9 protein-coding genes and 3 pseudogenes are annotated in these 17339 nt (G+C 76.8%); all 12 read left to right on the forward strand.

Going from position 1 to position 17339, the window contains the following annotated elements; genetic code table 11:
• Positions 1-5 precede the first annotated feature (5 nt).
• The 12 genes and pseudogenes from QMQ26_RS07685 (at position 6) to QMQ26_RS07735 (ending at position 17332) form a co-directional block, all read left to right on the forward strand.
• Positions 6-1928, forward strand: coding sequence for a polysaccharide biosynthesis tyrosine autokinase (locus tag QMQ26_RS07685; RefSeq protein ID WP_282205188.1), 1923 nt, complete (start codon positions 6-8; stop codon positions 1926-1928).
• Positions 1925-3016: a glycosyltransferase gene (locus QMQ26_RS07690; protein WP_282205189.1), complete on the forward strand. Its 1092-nt coding sequence runs from the start codon at positions 1925-1927 to the stop codon at positions 3014-3016. Before QMQ26_RS07685 ends, QMQ26_RS07690 begins: the two co-directional genes overlap by 4 nt.
• Before the next feature lie 26 nt (positions 3017-3042).
• Entirely contained in the window at positions 3043-4077 is a 1035-nt protein-coding gene (locus tag QMQ26_RS07695; RefSeq protein WP_282205190.1) for a GNAT family N-acetyltransferase, read from the forward strand.
• A gap of 76 nt (positions 4078-4153) precedes the next feature.
• Positions 4154-6814 carry a DegT/DnrJ/EryC1/StrS family aminotransferase gene (locus QMQ26_RS07700; protein ID WP_282205191.1) on the forward strand — a complete coding sequence of 887 codons (2661 nt, stop codon included), beginning with the start codon at positions 4154-4156 and terminating at the stop codon, positions 6812-6814.
• A 167-nt stretch (positions 6815-6981) separates the two neighbouring features.
• Positions 6982-7432, forward strand: a pseudogene (gene mscL / locus QMQ26_RS07705) (large conductance mechanosensitive channel protein MscL).
• 319 nt (positions 7433-7751) lie between these two features.
• Positions 7752-8351 carry a DUF6643 family protein gene (locus tag QMQ26_RS07710; RefSeq protein ID WP_282206728.1) on the forward strand — a complete coding sequence of 200 codons (600 nt, stop codon included), beginning with the start codon at positions 7752-7754 and terminating at the stop codon, positions 8349-8351.
• A gap of 174 nt (positions 8352-8525) precedes the next feature.
• Positions 8526-8735 (forward strand): MOSC N-terminal beta barrel domain-containing protein, encoded by a 210-nt coding sequence (locus QMQ26_RS38195; protein WP_404814086.1) that lies wholly within the window; start codon positions 8526-8528, stop codon positions 8733-8735.
• Between the two features lie 242 nt (positions 8736-8977).
• Entirely contained in the window at positions 8978-9520 is a 543-nt protein-coding gene (locus QMQ26_RS38200; protein ID WP_404814087.1) for an MOSC domain-containing protein, read from the forward strand.
• Between the two features lie 119 nt (positions 9521-9639).
• Positions 9640-12084, forward strand: a pseudogene (locus tag QMQ26_RS07720) (right-handed parallel beta-helix repeat-containing protein).
• Between the two features lie 38 nt (positions 12085-12122).
• Positions 12123-12428 (forward strand): annotated as a pseudogene (locus QMQ26_RS07725) (transposase); the annotation flags it as partial.
• A gap of 376 nt (positions 12429-12804) precedes the next feature.
• Entirely contained in the window at positions 12805-15723 is a 2919-nt protein-coding gene (locus tag QMQ26_RS07730; RefSeq protein WP_282205192.1) for an ATP-binding protein, read from the forward strand.
• Positions 15724-15997: 274 nt separating this feature from the next.
• Entirely contained in the window at positions 15998-17332 is a 1335-nt protein-coding gene (locus tag QMQ26_RS07735) for an MFS transporter (protein WP_282205193.1), read from the forward strand.
• The last annotated feature ends 7 nt before the right edge of the window (positions 17333-17339 follow it).

Consider the following 17339-nt stretch of genomic DNA (forward strand, 5'->3'; position numbering starts at 1 on the left):
AACCGGTGGAACCGGCAAATCTGTTCACCGTTCTGCGACGGTACTGGCGGCTGCTGGCCGCCTGCACGGCGGCCTCGCTGGTCGTGGGTTTCCTGCTGACGCCCGCCGGTGACGCCGTGGACAACGGCAAGTGGCAGTGCAAGGTGGCGATCACGCCGGTGGCCGGCGCGGCGGACACCGTGCGCGCCGACCAGGTGCTGTCGTACGCCCAGGGTTCGGCGGTGACCACGGCGGCGGCGCAGAAGCTGCACCTCACCGACGTGGCGGCGCTGACGGCGCGCCGGACGGTGGCGGCGGAGTCCACCCAGATGCTGCTGTTCACCACCACCGGCCCCACCCAGCAGACCTGCGCGGACCTGGCGGCGGCGCTGTCGGAGGCGACCATCACCGGCTACGCCCAGGAGTCGCGCCGCAGCGCCGACGAGTCGATCAAGCGGCTGCGCACCCAGGCGGACGCCCAGCAGTCGCAGCTCGACGACCTGCAGAAGTCGTTCAGCAAGGCCAACGCGAGCGATCAGGCCAAGCTGCAGCCGCAGCTGTCGACGGCGACGGCGGCGCTGACCAAGACCCTCGGGGCCATCGCCGACCTGCAGAACTACAGCCAGACCGACGCGATCCAGCAGTGGGGCTCGATCGACGCCAAGGAGCTCGGCGGCAGCCTGCTGACCTCGCCGACCCGCGGGGTGCGGCTGTCCCTGGCGGTGGTGCTGGGCCTGGCGCTGGGCGTGGTGGCGGCGCTGATGCTGTCCCGGATGGACACCCGGCTGCGCACCCGGGACGGCACCGAGGAGGCGTTCAACCTGCCGGTGATCGGCGAGATCCCGCGCCTGTCGCGGCGGCTGCGGCGGCTGCGCGAGCCGCTGGTGACGGCCCGTCCGGAGGACCCGGCGACCGAGGCGTTCCGCTCGCTGCGCTCGACGCTGCTGCTGACCGGCCCGGAGGCGCTCTCCTCCCAGCTCGGCCAGGGCGGCCTGGACCACGACGACCGGCGGGTGCGGCGGGCGGTGGAGCCGGCGCCGGTGGTGCTGGTGATGTCGGGCCGCTCGGGCGACGGGCGGACCACCACGGTGGCGAACCTGGCGGCGGCGCTGGCCGAGACCGGCCGTCAGGTGCTGGTGCTGGACTGCGACTTCCGGCAGCCGGAGCTGAACGCGCGGTTCGGGATGGACGAGGGACCGGGCATGGCGGAGCTGCTCTCCGGCGAGCAGCTGACCGACCTGGTGGACCTGATCCGCCCGACCCGGGTGCCGAACGTGGCGATGATCGCGGGCGGCCACGCCACCGCGTACCCGGCGGCGCTGGTGCTGCGCGCCGGGGAGGTGCTGGCGCTGGCCCGGCGGCACGCCGACGTGGTGCTGATCGACTCCTCGCCGCTGCTGCACGCCAACGACGCGTACGACCTGGTGCAGCACGCGGACGCGGTGCTGGTCACGGTGATGGCGGGCAACGTCCGCCCGGAGGAGGCCGACCGGGTCTCCGAGCTGCTGGCCCGCACCGGCGTGCCGGTGGCGGGGGTGGCGCTGCTGGGCACCGAGGTCGCCACCGGGCGGCGCAACCGCTCGCTGCGGCTGCCGGGCCGGCTGGGCGGCCGGCCGCCGCTGGGCCCGCTGCCGTCCCGACCGGAGCTGCCGCGCCCGGCGGCGGCCGGGCAGGTCGGGCGGGCCGAGCCCCGGCCGGAGCCGCGGCGCACCGGGCCCCGGCCGGACGGGCCGCACCGGCCCGAGCACCAGCGGGCGGCGGACACCCGGCGCGGCGAGCCGGTGTACGGGTCCGGCGAGGGCGGTGCCCGACGGGACGGGGCGGTGTACGGGTCCGGCGAGGGCTCGCGGCGGGACGGGGCGGCGAGCTGGGGCCGCCGCCCGGCGGAGCTGCCGCCGGAGGAGCCGGTGGAGACCACCCTGCAGCTGCGGCTGGGCGAGGAGCGGTGAGCGGGCGGCGGACGAAGGTGCTCTGGCTGGCCAAGGGCCTGGGCCGGGGCGGCGCGGAGCAGCTGCTGGTGAACTGCGTGCGCCACGCGGACCGGGAGCGCTATGAGATCGAGGTGGCGTACGTGCTGCCGCACAAGGACGCGCTGGTGCCGGCGCTGGCGGCGGCGGGCGTGCCGGTGCACTGCCTGGGCGGCGCGCCGGGGCGGCGCTGGCCGCTGCGGCTGCGGCGGCTGCTGGCGGAGCGCCGCTACGACCTGGTGCACACCCACATGCCGGTGCCCGCGGTGGCGGCCCGGCTGCTGCGGCCCGCCGGGCCCCGGCCCCGGCTGGTGCACACCGAGCACAACCTGTGGGAGCGCTACCGGCTGCCGACCCGCTGGGCGAACGCGCTCACCTACCGGCGCAACGACGCGGTGATCGCGGTGTCGCACGCGGTGGCGGCGGGCATCGGGCGGCGGCGGGCGGACGGGTGGCTGTCGGTGGTGCACCACGGCCCGGACCTGGGCGGCGCGCCGTCCGGGCCGGCGGCGCGGCGGGCGGCCCGGGAGCGGCTCGGGCTGCCGCCGGAGGCGCTGGTGGTCGGCACGGTCGGCAACCTGACCGCGAAGAAGGACCAGGCGACGCTGCTGGCGGCGTTCGCGCTGCTGCGCGGGCGGGAGCCGGACGCCCGGCTGGTGCTGGTCGGATCGGGGCCGCTGGAGGCCGAGTTGAGGGCCCGGGCGGGCGACGGCGTGCTGTTCGCGGGGACGCGCGCGGACGTGCCGGAGCTGCTGCCGGGCTGGGACGTGTTCTGCCTGAGCTCGCGTCAGGAGGGCCTGCCGGTGGCGCTGATGGAGGCGATGGCCTCGGGGCTGCCGTCGGTGGTGACCGGGGTCGGCGGCGTGCCGGAGATCCTGGACGACGGCGTGGAGGGCCGGCTGGTGCCGCCGGGCGACCCGGCGGCGCTGGCCGCCGCGCTGGGCGAGCTGGCCGGTCCGGGCCCGCGGGAGCGGATGGGCGCGGCGGCCCGCAGGCGCGCGGAGTCCTTCGACGTGGCGGGCGCGCAGCGGGCGGTCGAGCGGGTGTACGCCCGGGTCCTGGCGAACTGAACCGACGGGTGGGGGCGGAGCACGACGTGGGTGGTGGACTGACGTACCGCCGGCTGGAGCCGGGGGACGTGCCGGCGGTGCTGGAGCTGTTGACGGCTTCGCTGGCGGGCGGCCCGACCGGGCGGCGCAGCGCGGAGTTCTTCGACTGGAAGCACCGGGACGGCCCGTTCGGGGCGAGCCCGGGCCTGGTCGCGGTCGCGGCGGACGGGCGGATCGCGGGGGTGCGGCTGTTCCTGCGCTGGGAGTGGCGCGGCGGCGACGGGCGGACGGTGCGGGCGGTGCGCCCGGTGGACACCGCGACCCACCCGGACTTCCGGGGGCGCGGGATCTTCCGCCGGCTGACCACCGAGCTGCTGGCGGAGGTCTCCGGCGAGGCCGAGCTGGTGTTCAACACGCCGAACGGCAACAGCCTGCCGGGCTACCTGCGGATGGGCTGGCGGGAGCTGGGCCGGGTGCCGGTGGCGCTGCGGGTGGCCCGGCCGGTGTCGTTCGCCCGGGGCGCCCGGTCGGCGCTGGCCCGCCGCCCCGGCCCGGCGGGGCCGCCGCGCTGCGCACTGCCGTCCGCCGCCGGGTGGCTGGCCGCCCCGGACGCCCGGCTCGCGGAGCTGCTGGCCGAGCGGGCCCGGGCGGACGCGGCCGATCCGCGGCTGCACACCGTCCGCACCGCCGGCTACCTGGCCTGGCGGTACGGGGCGGCCCCGGGCCTGGACTACCGGGTGGCGACCGTGGAGCGGGGCGGCGAGCTGGTCGGGGTGGCGTTCGGGCGGCCCCGGCGGCGCGGCCCGCTGGCCGAGTTCACGCTGTCCGAGCTGATCGTCCGCCCGGGCGACCGGGCCGCCGCCGGGCGGCTGCTGCGCGCGGCGGCCGACGCGGGCTGCGACCACGCGGCGACCCACCTGTCCCCCGGCACCGAGGCCGCCGCGGCCGGGCTGCGGGCGGGCTGCGTGCGGGCGCCGCGCACCGGCATGGTGCTGGCCGCCCGCACCCCGACCGGCCCGCTGCCGGCCGGACGCACGCTGGCCGACTGGCGGTTCAGCCTCGGCGACCTGGAGGTCTTCTGATGGCGGCCCCGTCCGCCGCCGCCCCCGCCCACCGGCGTCCGCGCCGCCGCCCCGCCCGCCGGCCCGGCTGGGCGCGGTGCTGCGGCGCGGCCGGCCGGCGGCACTGGCCTGGGCGGTGGTGCTCGGCTACGTCACGGTCTTCGTGCTGGCGATGGTGCACACCACGTACGACACCTGGGGGGCGCTGCTGGTGGCGCCCGCGCTGATGGCGATCGGCACGCCGGTGCTGGCCCGGGTGGCGGCGGGCAACCCGGAGCGCGGGGTGTTCAAGCTGCTGATGGTGGCGATGGCGGCGAAGCTGGCCTGCGCCTTCCCGCGCTACCTGATGGCGTTCGTGCTGTACGGCGGCGCGGCGGACGCCAAGATGTACGACCAGAAGGGCTCCGAGCTGGCCCGGTACCTGACCACCGCCGACCTCTCCGCCGGGCTGCACTACGACCTGGGGATGAAGGTCGCGGGCACCGGCTTCGTGATCATCGTGACCGGCGTGGTCTACGCGGTCACCGGGCCGACCCTGGTCGGCGGCTTCCTGGTGTTCTCCTGGATCGGCTTCTGGGGGCTGCTGTTCTTCTGGCGGGCGCTCCAGATCGCCTTCCCGGAGGCCGACTCCCGGCGCTACGCGAAGCTGGTGTTCTTCCTGCCCTCGCTGCTGTTCTGGCCGTCCAGCATCGGCAAGGACGCCTGGATGATGTTCTGCCTGGGCCTGACCACGTACGGGGTGGCCCGGCTGCTGGACCGGCGGTTCGGGGCGTTCGCCTGCATCGCGTTGGGCTCGCTGGGCACCGCGATGGTGCGCCCGCACGTGACGGTGCTGGCGGGGGCCGGCCTGAGCGTGGCGTACCTGCTGCGCAAGCGGCCGCGGCAGGTGTCGGCGCTGGGGCCGCTGCGCACGGTGCTGACGGCGGCGGTGCTGGCGGTGGGCGTGATGCTGATGCTCCAGCAGGTGTCGACCTTCTTCGGCACCAGCGGCACCGGCGGGGACGCCGTCAACCAGGTGCTGTCGGAGACCTCGCGGCGCACCTCGCAGGGCGACTCGGTGATCAACGCGGCGACCGCGGACGAGCCGGCGCCCGCGTTCAGCCTCAACCCGCTCAAGCTGCCGATGTCGGTGGTCAGCGTGCTGTTCCGGCCGTTCCCGTTCGAGGCGTCGAACGTACAGAACCTGATCCAGTCGGTGGAGTGCTTCGCGCTGCTGGTGATGTTCATCCGGGCCTGGCCGCAACTGGCCCGGATTCCGCGGCTGTTCGTCCAGCGCTCCTACGTGGCCTTCACCGTGGTGTACGCGCTGCTGTTCTGCTGGGCGTTCTCGACCATCAACAACATGGGCATCCTGTCCCGCGAGCGGGTGCAGGTGCTGCCGCTGGTCCTGGTGCTGCTGGCGATCCCCCGGCCGGCCGCGGCCGGGCCGGTGCGCCGCCGCCGGCCGCCGCTCTGGCGCGCCAGCCCGGCCAGTGGGCGCCGCCCGCCCGGGCCCCGAACCCCCGGCCGCCGTCGGCGCGCCGGCTCCGTCCCGAACCCAGGGGGGCTCGACCTCATGACGACCGACCAGAACCGCCCCGCCGCCCTCGGCGGCGCGCCCGCCTTCCCCGACGGCCTGCCGCTGACCCGGGTCCGGGTGCCCGACCGGGAGGCGCTGCTCGGGCGGCTCGCCGGGGTGCTCGACTCCGGGATGCTCACCAACGGCCCGCTGGTGCGCGAACTGGAGGAGCGGGCCGCCGAGTTGATGCAGGTGCCGCACGTGGTGGCGGTCTCCAACTGCACGGCCGGCCTGATGCTGGTGCTCCAGGCCGCGGGGGTGGACGGGCGGCGGCCGGTGCTGATGCCGGGCTTCACCTTCTCGGCGACCGCGCACGCCGCGCACTGGGCCGGCGGCACCCCGCTGTTCGCCGAGGCCCGGGAGGAGGACATCACCCTGGACCCGGCCGACGCCGAGGCCCGGCTGAAGGCCGCCGACGCGCCCGCCGCGCTGATGGCCACCCACGTGTACGGAACGCCGTGCCAGACCGAGGAGTTGCAGCGGGTCGCCGACGCGGCCGGGCTGCCGCTGGTGTACGACGCCGCGCACGGCCTGGGCTCGAAGCGGCGCGGCGTGCCGGTGGGCGGCTTCGGCCTGGCCGAGGTGTTCTCGATGAGCCCGACCAAGGTCGCGGTGGCCGGCGAGGGCGGCCTGGTCGCCACCCGGGACGCCGCGCTCGCCCGGACCCTGCGCACCGCCCGCGACTACGGCAACCCCGGCGACTACGACACCCTGTTCCCCGGTCTGAACGCCCGGATGAGCGAGCTGCACGCCGCGGTCGGCCTGACCTGGCTGGCCGGCCTGCCCGAGCGGGTCGCCCACCGGGGCGCGCTGGTCGCCGAGTTCGCCCGCGCCACCGCGGGCCTGCCCGGCCTGCGGCTGGCCCTGCCGGAGGAGGGCGACACCTCGACCTTCAAGGACCTCACACTGATCCTGGACCCGGACGCCTTCGGCCTCGACAACCGCCAACTGGCCGACGCGCTGCGGGCCGAGGGCATCGACACCCGCCGCTACTTCTTCCCGCCGGTGCACCGGCAGCGCGCCTACGCCCACCTCGGCCAGGCGGACGGCCTGCCCCGCACCGACCGGCTGGCCGCCTCGGTGCTGACCGTCCCGCTGTGGTCGCACATGGACGCCGCGACGGTCCGCCGGGTCGCCGACGCGGTGGTGCGCGTCCAGCCCTTCGCGGCCGAGCTGGCGGCGGGCGCGGCGCGCGGCTGAGCCGGTCCGGGCGCGCGGCCGAGCCGGACCGGGCGCGCGGCCGAGGCGGTCCGCCGGGCCCGGCCGCCGAGCCCGTCCGATCGACTCTCGCAAGGCGGTTCGGGCATTAGTCGGATCAGGTGAACTCGGTTGGACCGGGGGGAGGTTGACCCGCCAGGATGGCCGCCATGTTCAAGGGATTCCGCAGCTTCCTGCTGCGCGGCAACGTGGTCGACCTCGCGGTCGGCATCGTCATCGGCGCCGCCTTCACCGCCGTCGTCACCGGTTTCGTCGCAGCCTTCCTGACCCCGCTGATCGGCATCGCCTCCGGCGCGGTCGGCGACTTCAGCAAGGAGGCGTTCGACGTCGCCGGCGTCACCTTCCCGTACGGCGCGTTCCTCCAGGCGCTGATCAGCTTCGTGCTGGTCGCCGCGGTGATCTACTTCGCCGTGGTGGTGCCCGTCGGCAGGCTGCAGAACCGCTTCTACCGGTCAAGGACATCCCGGTGGCCAAGGCCGACTGCCCGAGTGCCTCAGCACCGTCCCGGCCGCCGCGACCCGGTGCGCCCACTGCACCACCGAACTGGCCGGCCGACCGGGCTTCCCCGCCCAGGCCGTCGCGAGCGCGACCGCCCGCTGAGCGCCCTTCCGCACGACCCCCGGCCCGGACGGCTCCCCCGTCCGGGCCGGACCGCTTCCCGACGGCGGTCCGGGCCGCCGCGCCTTAACGGAACCTTGGCGCAGCCTTTCGGCTGACCGGATCGGTGGCTTTTGTCCGGCCCCGGACGGGCCCGGATGAGCGCGGGGTGCACGGCCGGTGGACCCCGGATGACCGAAACCGGACGCCCATTCGCCCGACTCTGTACGGCATTGCCCGATTCGGGCGAGCGAAGAGTCTGTAAACAGTTGAACTCCAGGCCGTTCCGCTCTCCTCAGCAGGCACGTTGTGGGCTTACGGTATGCCCCATGACCTCGCCCCGCTCCTACGACGGAGTCGGCTACCCCCTCCGTCCTTCTCCTCCGGCACGCCCATCTACGACAGCCTGGTCGCAGAGCGCGGCATCCCGCAGATCGCACCGATCAACGTGCCCCCGGCCCTCCCGGCCGCGTCCTGGTCCTCCGCCTACGGCAGCGGTTTCGGCACCGGTCCCGACTCCTCCCAGTCGAACCTGCCCGCCCTGCCCCGGCCCGTCTCGCCCTCGGCCCGGCCCGAGCAGCACCCCGGCCCCGGCGCCGTACATCCCGGCCCAGCCCGGCTACGCCAACGCCCCGCAGCCCCCGCAGCCCGGCTACGCGAGCGCCCCGCAGGGCTTCGGCCAGCGCCCGGCCGCCCCGGCCTACCGCAGCCCGGGCAGGGCTACCCGGCCCCGCAGGCCCCCGGCGGCTTCGCCGCGGCCCCGCAGAGCTTCACGCCGACCTTCAACTCCCAGCAGTTCGGCGCCCAGCCCGCCCCGCAGCAGCAGTCGTTCGGCGACCAGTCCTTCGGCGGCACCACCCTGCGCCCGGCGGCCGCCCCGCAGCAGTACCCGCAGTACCGGCAGTACCCGCAGGCAGGCTGAGAACCCCTCCGGGGGCGAGGTCACCACGCAACGGAGCGTTTTCTCCCCCACCGTCCGCCCGCGCACCCCACCGGGGCGGACCCGCACCGCCACGGTTCCCCGTGCCCCGCCAGGGGCCCGGGGAACCGTCGTACCCGCCTGCCGAAGGCCCGCCCGCCTGGCAGGATGGGCGCCATGCCCCGTCTCGCCGCCCTGCACCTGTACCCCGTCAAGTCGATGTACCGGCTCAGCCCGCCGTCCGCCGCGGTGCAGCCCTGGGGCCTGGCCGGGGACCGCCGCTGGATGCTGGTCGGCGCCGACGGCACCGCCCTCACCCAGCGCGACGAGCCCGCGATCGGGCAGTTCCGCCCGCCCCGTCCGCCGACGGCGCGTCGCTCACCCTGACCGGCCCGGACGGCGACGTCCACACCCTGCCCGCGCCCAGCCTCGCCGCCGGCGCCCCCGAGGCCGACGTCAGCGTCTTCGGCACCCGCTTCTCCGCCGCCGAGGCCGGCAAGGACACCTCCGCCTGGCTGGCCGAACGGCTGCCCGCCAAGCTCGGCGAGGTCCGGCTGGTCCACCTGGACCGCCCGGCCACCAGCCGCCCGATCAACCCGAAGTACGCCGCCCCGGACGAGACCGTCTCGATGGCCGACGGCTTCCCGCTGCTGCTCACCACCACCGCCTCGCTCGACGAGCTGAACGCCCGGATCGCCGCCGACCACCCGGACGACCCGCGCAAGGGCGCGGCGCTGCCGATGGAGCGCTTCCGCCCCAACCTGGTGGTGTCCGGCACCGCGCCGTGGGCCGAGGACGGCTGGCGGCGAATCCGGGTCGGCGGGCTGGAGTTCCGGGTGGCGAAGCCGTGCGGGCGCTGCGTGGTGACCACCACCGACCAGGAGACCGGCGAGCGGCGCGGCCCCGAGCCGCTGCGGGCGCTGGGCCGCCACCACCGCTTCGGCCAGAAGCTGGTGTTCGGCCAGAACCTGGTCCCGGTCCGCCCGCCGGGCCCGCCGAGGTGCTGGGGACGCTGGCGGTCGGCGACCGGGTGGAGCTGCTGGAGGAGACGCCGGCGCCGCTGCCGGACCGCCGCTGACCGGCGCCGACCGGCGCCGACGCGCCGCCGCGGGGCCGCCCGCCCGCGCCGTCAGCCGCGTGCACCCGGAACCACCCCCGGCCCCGGTCGTTGAACCGGGCGCCGGACCCGGACGGCGGTCCGCCGGGAACGCCCCGCGCGCTACGGTGGGGTGATCGCGCAGCGTCCCGACGCAACCGACGCGACCGACGAAGGCGGGGATGACAGATCGTCATGGGTGAGCTCAGGGTCCGGGTCACGCAGGACAGCGCCTCGCGTTGGCGCCGGCGCAGCGGGGAGTACGCCACCCTCCGCGAGGCCCTGGAGGCCGCCGAGCCCGGCGACACCCTGACGCTCCGCGCCGGGACGTTCCGCGAGGCGGTGCTGGTCGACCGGGCGGTGACGCTGGTGGCCGAGGACGGGCCGGGCAGCGTGCGGATCTCCCGCGCCGGAGAGCGCGGTGCGCGGCGGCACCGCGCTGACCGTGACGGCCGCGGCCACCGTCCGCGGCCTGGTGGTGGAGGGCTCCGACCGCTCCGCCCCGGCGGTGCTGCTGGCGGGCGCGGACGGCGCGGTGCTGGCCGAGTGCCGGGTGGAGGCCGCCGCCGCGGTGGGCGTGGAGCTGGACGACGGCGCCGATGCCCGGCTGGTGGACTGCGTGGTGGAGAACCCGACCGGCCTCGGGGTGCGGCTGCGCGCCCGGTCCCGGCCGAACTGCTGGACTGCGAGATCACCTCGGCCGGGCAGAGCGGCCTGGCGGTGCTGACCGGCTCCCGGCTGCGCGCCGAGCGGGTCAAGGTCCGGCGGGCCGGCGGGGCGGGCGTCCTGCTGGCCGACCCGGGGACGCTGGCGGAGCTGATCGGCTGCGAGATCGCGGAGGTGCGCGGCTCGGGCGTGCAGGCCGAGGCGCAGGCGGTGGGCCGGCTGACCGACTGCACGGTGCACCGGGTCTCCGGCAACGGCCTGAGCCTGGACACCGGCGCCGAACTCGAACTCTCCTCCTGCCGGGTGCACGAGGTGCCGGAGAACGCGGCGGACCTGCGCGGCGGCGCGAAGCTGACGCTGCGCCAGGTCACCGTGCACGGCTTCGGCCGGGGCGCGCTCTCGGTCTGGGACGGCGGCACCAGGGTGGTCGCCGAGGGCTGCCGCTTCCACTCCGCGCAGGGCGACTACCCGGCGCTGTGGGTGAGCGACGGCGCGGCCGTGGAGCTCACCGACTGCGCCCTGGACGACCTCCCGGACGCCCTGTTCGTGCTCGACCAGGGCTCGTCCGCGACCGCCCGGGACTGCTCGTTCAGCGGCATCCGCTCCTCCGCCGTCTCGGTCAGCGGCGGTGCCGCCGCGCACCTGTCGGGCTGCCGCATCCAGGGCGCGGGCACCGGCCTGTGGTTCCGCGACCACGGCTCCGGCGGCCTGCTGACCGACTGCGAGATCTCGGACGTCGCGACCGGCGTGATCGTCACCAAGGGCGCCGACCCGGTGCTGCGCGAGTGCACCGTGCGCGGCGCGAGCGAGGCCGGGGTGTACGTGTCGGCGCAGGGCCGGGGCGAGTTCGACACCGTACGGGTCTCGCAGGGTGGCTTCGGCTTCCACGTGATCGACGGCTGCCGGACCCGGCTGATCCGCTGCCGGGCCGAGCGCAACGCCCGGGCCGGGTTCGAGTTCTCCGAGCCGGGGCCGGTCGCCGAGGGCTGCACCTCGGACGACGCGGCGCCGCTCGGGCCCCCGGCCACGGCGGCCCTGCCCGCCGGACCCGGCCTGCCCGCCCTGCCCGTTGGGGCGGTGCCCGGGCCGGCCGCCCCGCCGCTGGCCACCCTGGTGCAGACCTCCGCCACCGCCGCCGCCACCGCCGTGATCGGGCCGATCCCGGACTGCCGCCCGGCGGACGTGGCGCTGGCCGAACTCGACGCCCTGGTCGGCCTCGCCACGGTCAAGCAGGAGGTGCGCACCCTGATCGACCTGATCTCGGTCGGCCGGGCCCGCCAGCGGGCCGGGCTCAAGGCCCCCTCCCCGCGCCGCCACCTGGTCTTCACCGGCTCCCCCGGCACCGGCAAGACCACCGTCGCCCGGCTCTACGGCGAGATCCTGGCCTCCCTCGGGGTCCTCCAGCGCGGCCACCTGGTCGAGGTCGCCCGGCTCGACCTGGTCGGCGAGCACATCGGCTCCACCGCGATCCGCACCGCCGCCGCCTTCGACAGGGCCCGCGGCGGCGTCCTGTTCATCGACGAGGCGTACGCGCTGGCCCCGGAGGACGGCGGCCGGGACTTCGGCCGGGAGGCGATCGACACCCTGGTCAAGCTGATGGAGGACCACCGCGACGCGGTCGTGGTGATCGTGGCCGGGTACACCGCGGAGATGGAGCGCTTCCTCTCCGCCAACCCCGGCCTCTCCTCGCGCTTCTCCCGCACCGTCACCTTCCCCGACTACACCGCCGGCGAGCTCCTCGACATCGCCCGCGCCCAGGCCGCCGAGCACGAGTACCGGCTCGCCGACGCCACCGAGAGCGCCCTGCTCCGCCACTTCACCGGCATCGACCGCAGCGCCGGCTTCGGCAACGGCCGCACCGCCCGCCAGGTCTTCGAGACCATGGTCGAACGCCACGCCTCCCGGGTCGCCCACCTCCCCTCCCCCACCACCGAGGACCTCCAGCTCCTGGTCCCGGCCGACCTGCCGGGCTGACCCCATGTCCGATCGCCGGCCGGCTCGTTGAGCCCGGCGTGGGAAAGCGACCGCCGTGGCTGGTGCCGGACGAGCTGTGGGACGAGGTAGAGCCGCTGCTGCCGGTGCGGCGGCGGACGGGGACGGGACGGCCGTCACTGGGCGACCGGGGGTGCCTGCAGGGCATCCTGTTCGTGCTGCACACCGGCATCCAGTGGGAGTGGCTGCCGCAGGAGCTGGGCTTCGGCTCCGGGATGACCTGCTGGCGCCGCCTGCGCGAGTGGCAGGACACCGGCGTCTGGGACCGCCTCCAGGGCGTGCTGCTGAGCGAGTTGGACCGCGCGGGCGACCTGGACTGGTCCCGCGTCGGCCGCTGAGCGCGGGCCCCGGCGGCGGCCCGCGCGCCGCGCCCCGGTGAACGGCCGCGGGCGAGGGCTGGCACACTGGCCGGCGGGGGTGGTCCCGGGTGCGGATCGGTGTGCTGGGCCCGTTGGAGGTCCGGGGGTCGGAGGTCGCGGGGGCGCGGCTGCGGGGGCTGCTGGTGCGGCTGGTGGTGGACGCGGGTCGGGCCGTGCCGTCCGAACGGCTGGTGGAGGACCTCTGGGGCGGGGCGCCGCCCGCCGCGCCGGGCAACGCGTTGCAGACGCTGGTGTCGCGGCTGCGGGCCCTGGGCGGGCGGGACGTGGTGGTGGCGGTGGCGGGCGGCTACCGGCTGGGGGCGGGCCGGGCGAGGTCGACGCGGTGGAGTTCGAGCGGCTGCTGGCGGTGGCCCGCGCGCCGGCCGCCCCGGCGGAGCGGCTGGTGGTGCTGCGGCGGGCGCTGGGGCTGTGGCGCGGTCCGGCGCTGGCAGAGTTCGCCGGTGCGGAGTTCGCGGACGGCGCGGCGCGGCGCTGGGAGGAGCTGCGGCTGGCGGCCGTCGAGGACCGGGTGGAGGCCGAGTTGGCGCTCGGCCTGCACCGGGGCCTGGTGGCCGAGTTGGAGGGGCTGGCCGCCGCGCACCCGCTCCGGGAACGGCTGCACGGCCTGCTGATGCGCGCCCTGGCGGCCTCCGGCCGGCGGGCGGCCGCGCTGGAGCGGTACGAGCGGACCAGGCGCGAGCTGGCCGAGCAGCTCGGCGTGGACCCGTCCGCCGAACTGGCCGCGCTCCACCTCGCGCTGCTGCGCGGCGAGCCCGCCGCCGTGCCCGTACCCGTGCCCGCGCCCGCCGCCGGGCCGGGGCCGCGCCGCTCCAACCTGCCGCTGGCGCTGACCAGTTTCGTCGGCCGCGAGCAGGAGCGGGCGGCGGTGCGCGAACTGCTCGGCAAGGCAAGGCTGGTGACGCTGACCGGGCCCGGCGGGGCGGGCAAGACCCGGCTGGCGGTGGAGGTCGCGGCGGAGCTGGCGGACCGGTACCCGGACGGGGTGTGGCTGGTGCCGCTGGCGCCGGTGGGTTCGTCCGCCGAGGTGGCGCAGGCCGCGCTGCTGGCGGTCGGCGTCCCGGACGTGCTGCGGGTGGGCGAGCCGCTGGGCGTGCTGCCGCCGCCGGTCGAGCGCCTGGCGGAGGCACTGGAGCACCGCCGGCTGCTGCTGGTGCTGGACAACTGCGAGCACCTGCTGGACGGGGCGGCCGAGTTGGCGGCCGGGCTGCTGTCCCGGGCCCCGCACGTCCGGGTGCTGGCCACCAGCCGGGAGCCGCTCGGGCTGACCGGCGAGTCGCTGTGCCCGGTGCCCTCGCTGCCGCTGCCACCGCTCGCCCCGGAGGCCGCGGCCGGCCCGGACGCGGTGCTCGGCTCCCCCGCCGTGCGGCTGTTCGCGGACCGGGCCGCCGCGGTCCGGCCGGGCTTCCGGGTCGACGCGGACCGCGCGCCGCTGGTGGTGGACATCTGCCGGGCGCTGGACGGCATCCCGCTGGCGATCGAGCTGGCGGCGGCCCGCACCAGGTCGCTGACGCTGCGGCAGATCGCGGACCGGCTCGACGACCGCTTCCGGCTGCTGGCCGGCGGCGACCGGGCGGCGCTGCCCCGGCACCGGACGCTGCGGGCGGTGGTCGACTGGAGCTGGGAGCTGCTGGAGGACGCCGAACGCGCGGTGCTGGCGGGCCTGTCGGTGTTCGCGGGCGGGGCGACGCCGGTCCACGCCGAGCGGGTGTGCGGGCCGCTGGCGCCGGGGGCGGACGTGATCGGGGTGATCGCCGCGCTGATCGACAAGTCGCTGGTGCGGGCGGTGGAGGACGGCGCGGGCGGCGAGGTCCGCTACCAGCTGCTGGAGACCGTCCGGGCGTACGCCGCCGAGAGGTCGGCGGAGTCCGGCGCGGCGGCCCGCACGGCGGACGCGCACGCCGCGTGCTTCCTGGCGCTGGCCGAGCGGGCCGAGCCGGAGCTGCGCGGCCCGGAGCAGGTGCGCTGGTCGGCACGGCTGGACGCGGAGCGGGACAACCTGCACGCCGCGCTCGGCCACCTGGTCGCGGCGGGCGACGCGGCGGGCGCGCTGCGGCTGGCGGGCGCGCTGGTCTGGTTCTGGATCACCGGTGACCGCGCGGGCGAGGCCGGCGGCTGGGCGCTCGCCGTCCGCGAGCTGGTCGGCGGGCGGGTCCCGCCGGGCCTGGCCGACGCCCACGCGCTGTGCACCACCGTCGCCGTCCTGGTGGGCACCGTGGGCGGCCCCGAGGAGCCCGGTCCGGCGGCGGTCCGGCAGGCCGTGGCGACGGTCCTGGCGACCGTCCCGGACCGGCCGGCCCACCCGGTGCTGCACCTGCTCCGGCCCGGCTGCGCGCTGCTGCTGGACGACCGGCCGGCCGGCCTGCGCGGCCTGCGCGAACTGCTCGGCCACGCCGACCCGTGGGTCCGGGCGGCGGCCCGCCTGGGGCTCGGCCACCTCGCCCTGGACGAGGGCCGGTTGGAGCTCGCCACCGAACACCTCGAGCGCGCCGACCGGGCGTTCGAGCGGATCGGCGACCGGTGGGCCCGCAACGCGGCGATCGGCGGGCTGCTCGAACTGGCCCTGATCCGCGGCGACGGCCCGACCGCCGTCCGGCTCGGCGAGGAGGCGTACCGGACGGGCGCGGAGACGGCGGGAGCGGACCACTGCGCCCCGGTGCTGGTCCAGTTGGGCCGGGCTCGGGCCGAGGCGGGCGACCCGGTGCGCGGGCGGCAGGACCTCGAACGGGCCGTCGGCATCGCCGAACGCCTCGGCGAACCCGCGAACGCCGCCGCCGGACTGCTCGCCCTCAGCGACCTCGCCCGCCGCTCCGGCGACCTGGTCGCGGCCCGCGCACCGCTGCTGCACGCCCTGGAGTCGCTCGACGCCCGGACCGGCCGCGCCGAACCGCGCCGGGCGGCGGCCCTGGTGCACAGCCGGCTCGGCTGTCTCGCCGAACAGCAGCACGACCTCGACGAGGCCGCCCGCCGGCACGCCGAGGCCCTGGCCGCCCTCCGCCAGGACCCGCACCGCCGCACCCGGGCCGTCCTCGCCGAGGGCCTGGCCGCACTCGCCGCCGCCCGCGGCGCACACCGGCACGCCGCCGAACTCCTGGGCGCCGCCCACACCCTGCACGGCTACCGCCCCACCCGCAGCCCCGACGCCGCCCGCGCCACCGAAGCCGCCACCCGCGCCCTCGGCCCCACCGCCTTCGCCACCGCGTACGCCCACGGCCGCCACCAGCCCCCGGAGCTGCGCGTCTAGGTTGTGTCCGGCGGATCGTGCGACCTTCGGACGGTCGGATCGTCGTGCTGCTCACGGGGCGGGGAGATCCGACGAACGACGAGGGGGCGGCTGGAGCCGCACCTGCCGAAGTACGCTGCTGGGGAAGGCCGTTGGCGCGACCGCCGCCAGGCGGACCGGAGGCCGGTGGGCGTGGACGCGGCGGCGGGGAGAGAGGGCAATCGAGGAGTAGGCGGCGGACGCGAGGCCCGGAACCATGAGCCCTCACATCGTCCGCGTCGGGAGTAGCCCACCCATGCCGCACACCGAGACCGGCCCGCTCCACCCGCTGCCCGCCCCTTCGCCCGAGGCCGTGCGGTTACGTCGCCGCGCCGTCACCGCGACCGTGGTCGGGAACTTCGTGGAATCCTTCGACTGGCTGGCGTACGGTCTGTTCGCCCCGCTCTTCGCGGAGCGGTTCTTCCCCTCCGCCGATCCGACCACCTCGCTGCTGGGTGCCTTCGCGGTGCTCGGGGTGGGCGTGCTGGCCAGGCCGCTCGGCGGCGTGCTGCTGGGCCGGCTGGCGGACCGCCGGGGCCGCAAGCCGGCGCTGCTCCTGGCGATTCTCCTGATGACGGCCGGTTCGGTCCTGATCGGGAGCGCCCCGACGTACCGGCAGGCCGGGGTCCTCGCCCCGGTGCTGCTGCTCTGCGCCCGGCTCGCCCAGGGCATCTCCTCCGGCGGTGAGTGGCCCGCCGCGGCGGCGTACCTGATGGAACTGGCCCCGCCCCGCCGCAGGGGCCTCTACGGCAGCCTGTTCTCGCTCACCACCGCCGCGGGCGCGTTCACCGCCGCGATGCTCGGCGGCATGCTGACCGGCCTGGTGGGTCCCGGGGCGATGGAGACCTGGGGCTGGCGGGTGCCGTTCCTGATCGGCGGCGTGCTCGGGCTGGTCCTGCTGGCGCTGCGGAGCCGGATCACCGAGAGCGAGGTCTTCCGGCGCGAGGTGAGCTCCCGTCAGGACCGCAGCCCGCTGCGCGAGGTCCTGCGCACCCACCGGCGGCAGGTCCTGCGCTCCGTCCTCCTGGTGGCCGGGATGGCGACCGTCGGCAGCACCTGGACCTCGGTGATACCGGCGATGGGGCAGCGGCTGGCTCCGGACGGGACGATGTTCTGGGTCGTGGTCTGCGCCACCGCCGCGATGATCCTGCTCCAGGTGCCGATCGGCCTGCTCGCCGACCGGGTCGGGCCACGGCGGCTGCTGGTCGTGGCGAGCCTGCTCTTCGCCACCGGGGGCGCCTGGGCCTACCTCGCCATGACCGGCCGGTTCACCAGTCTGCTACTCGCCTACGGCAGCGGCGTGGTCTACCTGGTCTGCGTCACCACGGTCCTGCCCGCCCTGCTCGCCGAGATCTTCCCGCCCCGCGTACGCGCCCTGGGCATCGGCCTCCCCTACGCACTGACCAGCGCCGTCCTGGGCGGCACCACCCCGCTCCTGGCCACCCACCTCGGCAAGAACGGCCCGTCCGGCTGGTTCATCGCCGGCGTGGTGGCCGCCGTCCTCCTCGGCCTCGCAGCCACGGCGACCTCCGGTGCTTCCGACGCCGAACGATCCCAACCGGCGCACCCGGAGCCGGTGCCGCTGGGTTAGGGCCTGT

Origin of the sequence: Kitasatospora fiedleri (genome assembly GCF_948472415.1) — a bacterium.
Classification (GTDB): domain Bacteria; phylum Actinomycetota; class Actinomycetes; order Streptomycetales; family Streptomycetaceae; genus Kitasatospora; species Kitasatospora fiedleri.

Excerpts from the sequence above, each read along its gene's own strand:
- QMQ26_RS38200 (WP_404814087.1), top strand. The coding sequence starts at position 8,978 with ATGGCCGACGGCTTCCCGCTGCTGCTCACCACCACCGCCTCGCTCGAC.
- QMQ26_RS07735 (WP_282205193.1), top strand. The coding sequence starts at position 15,998 with ATGCCGCACACCGAGACCGGCCCGCTCCACCCGCTGCCCGCCCCTTCG.
- QMQ26_RS07710 (WP_282206728.1), top strand. The coding sequence starts at position 7,752 with ATGCCCCATGACCTCGCCCCGCTCCTACGACGGAGTCGGCTACCCCCT.
- QMQ26_RS38195 (WP_404814086.1), top strand. The coding sequence starts at position 8,526 with ATGCCCCGTCTCGCCGCCCTGCACCTGTACCCCGTCAAGTCGATGTAC.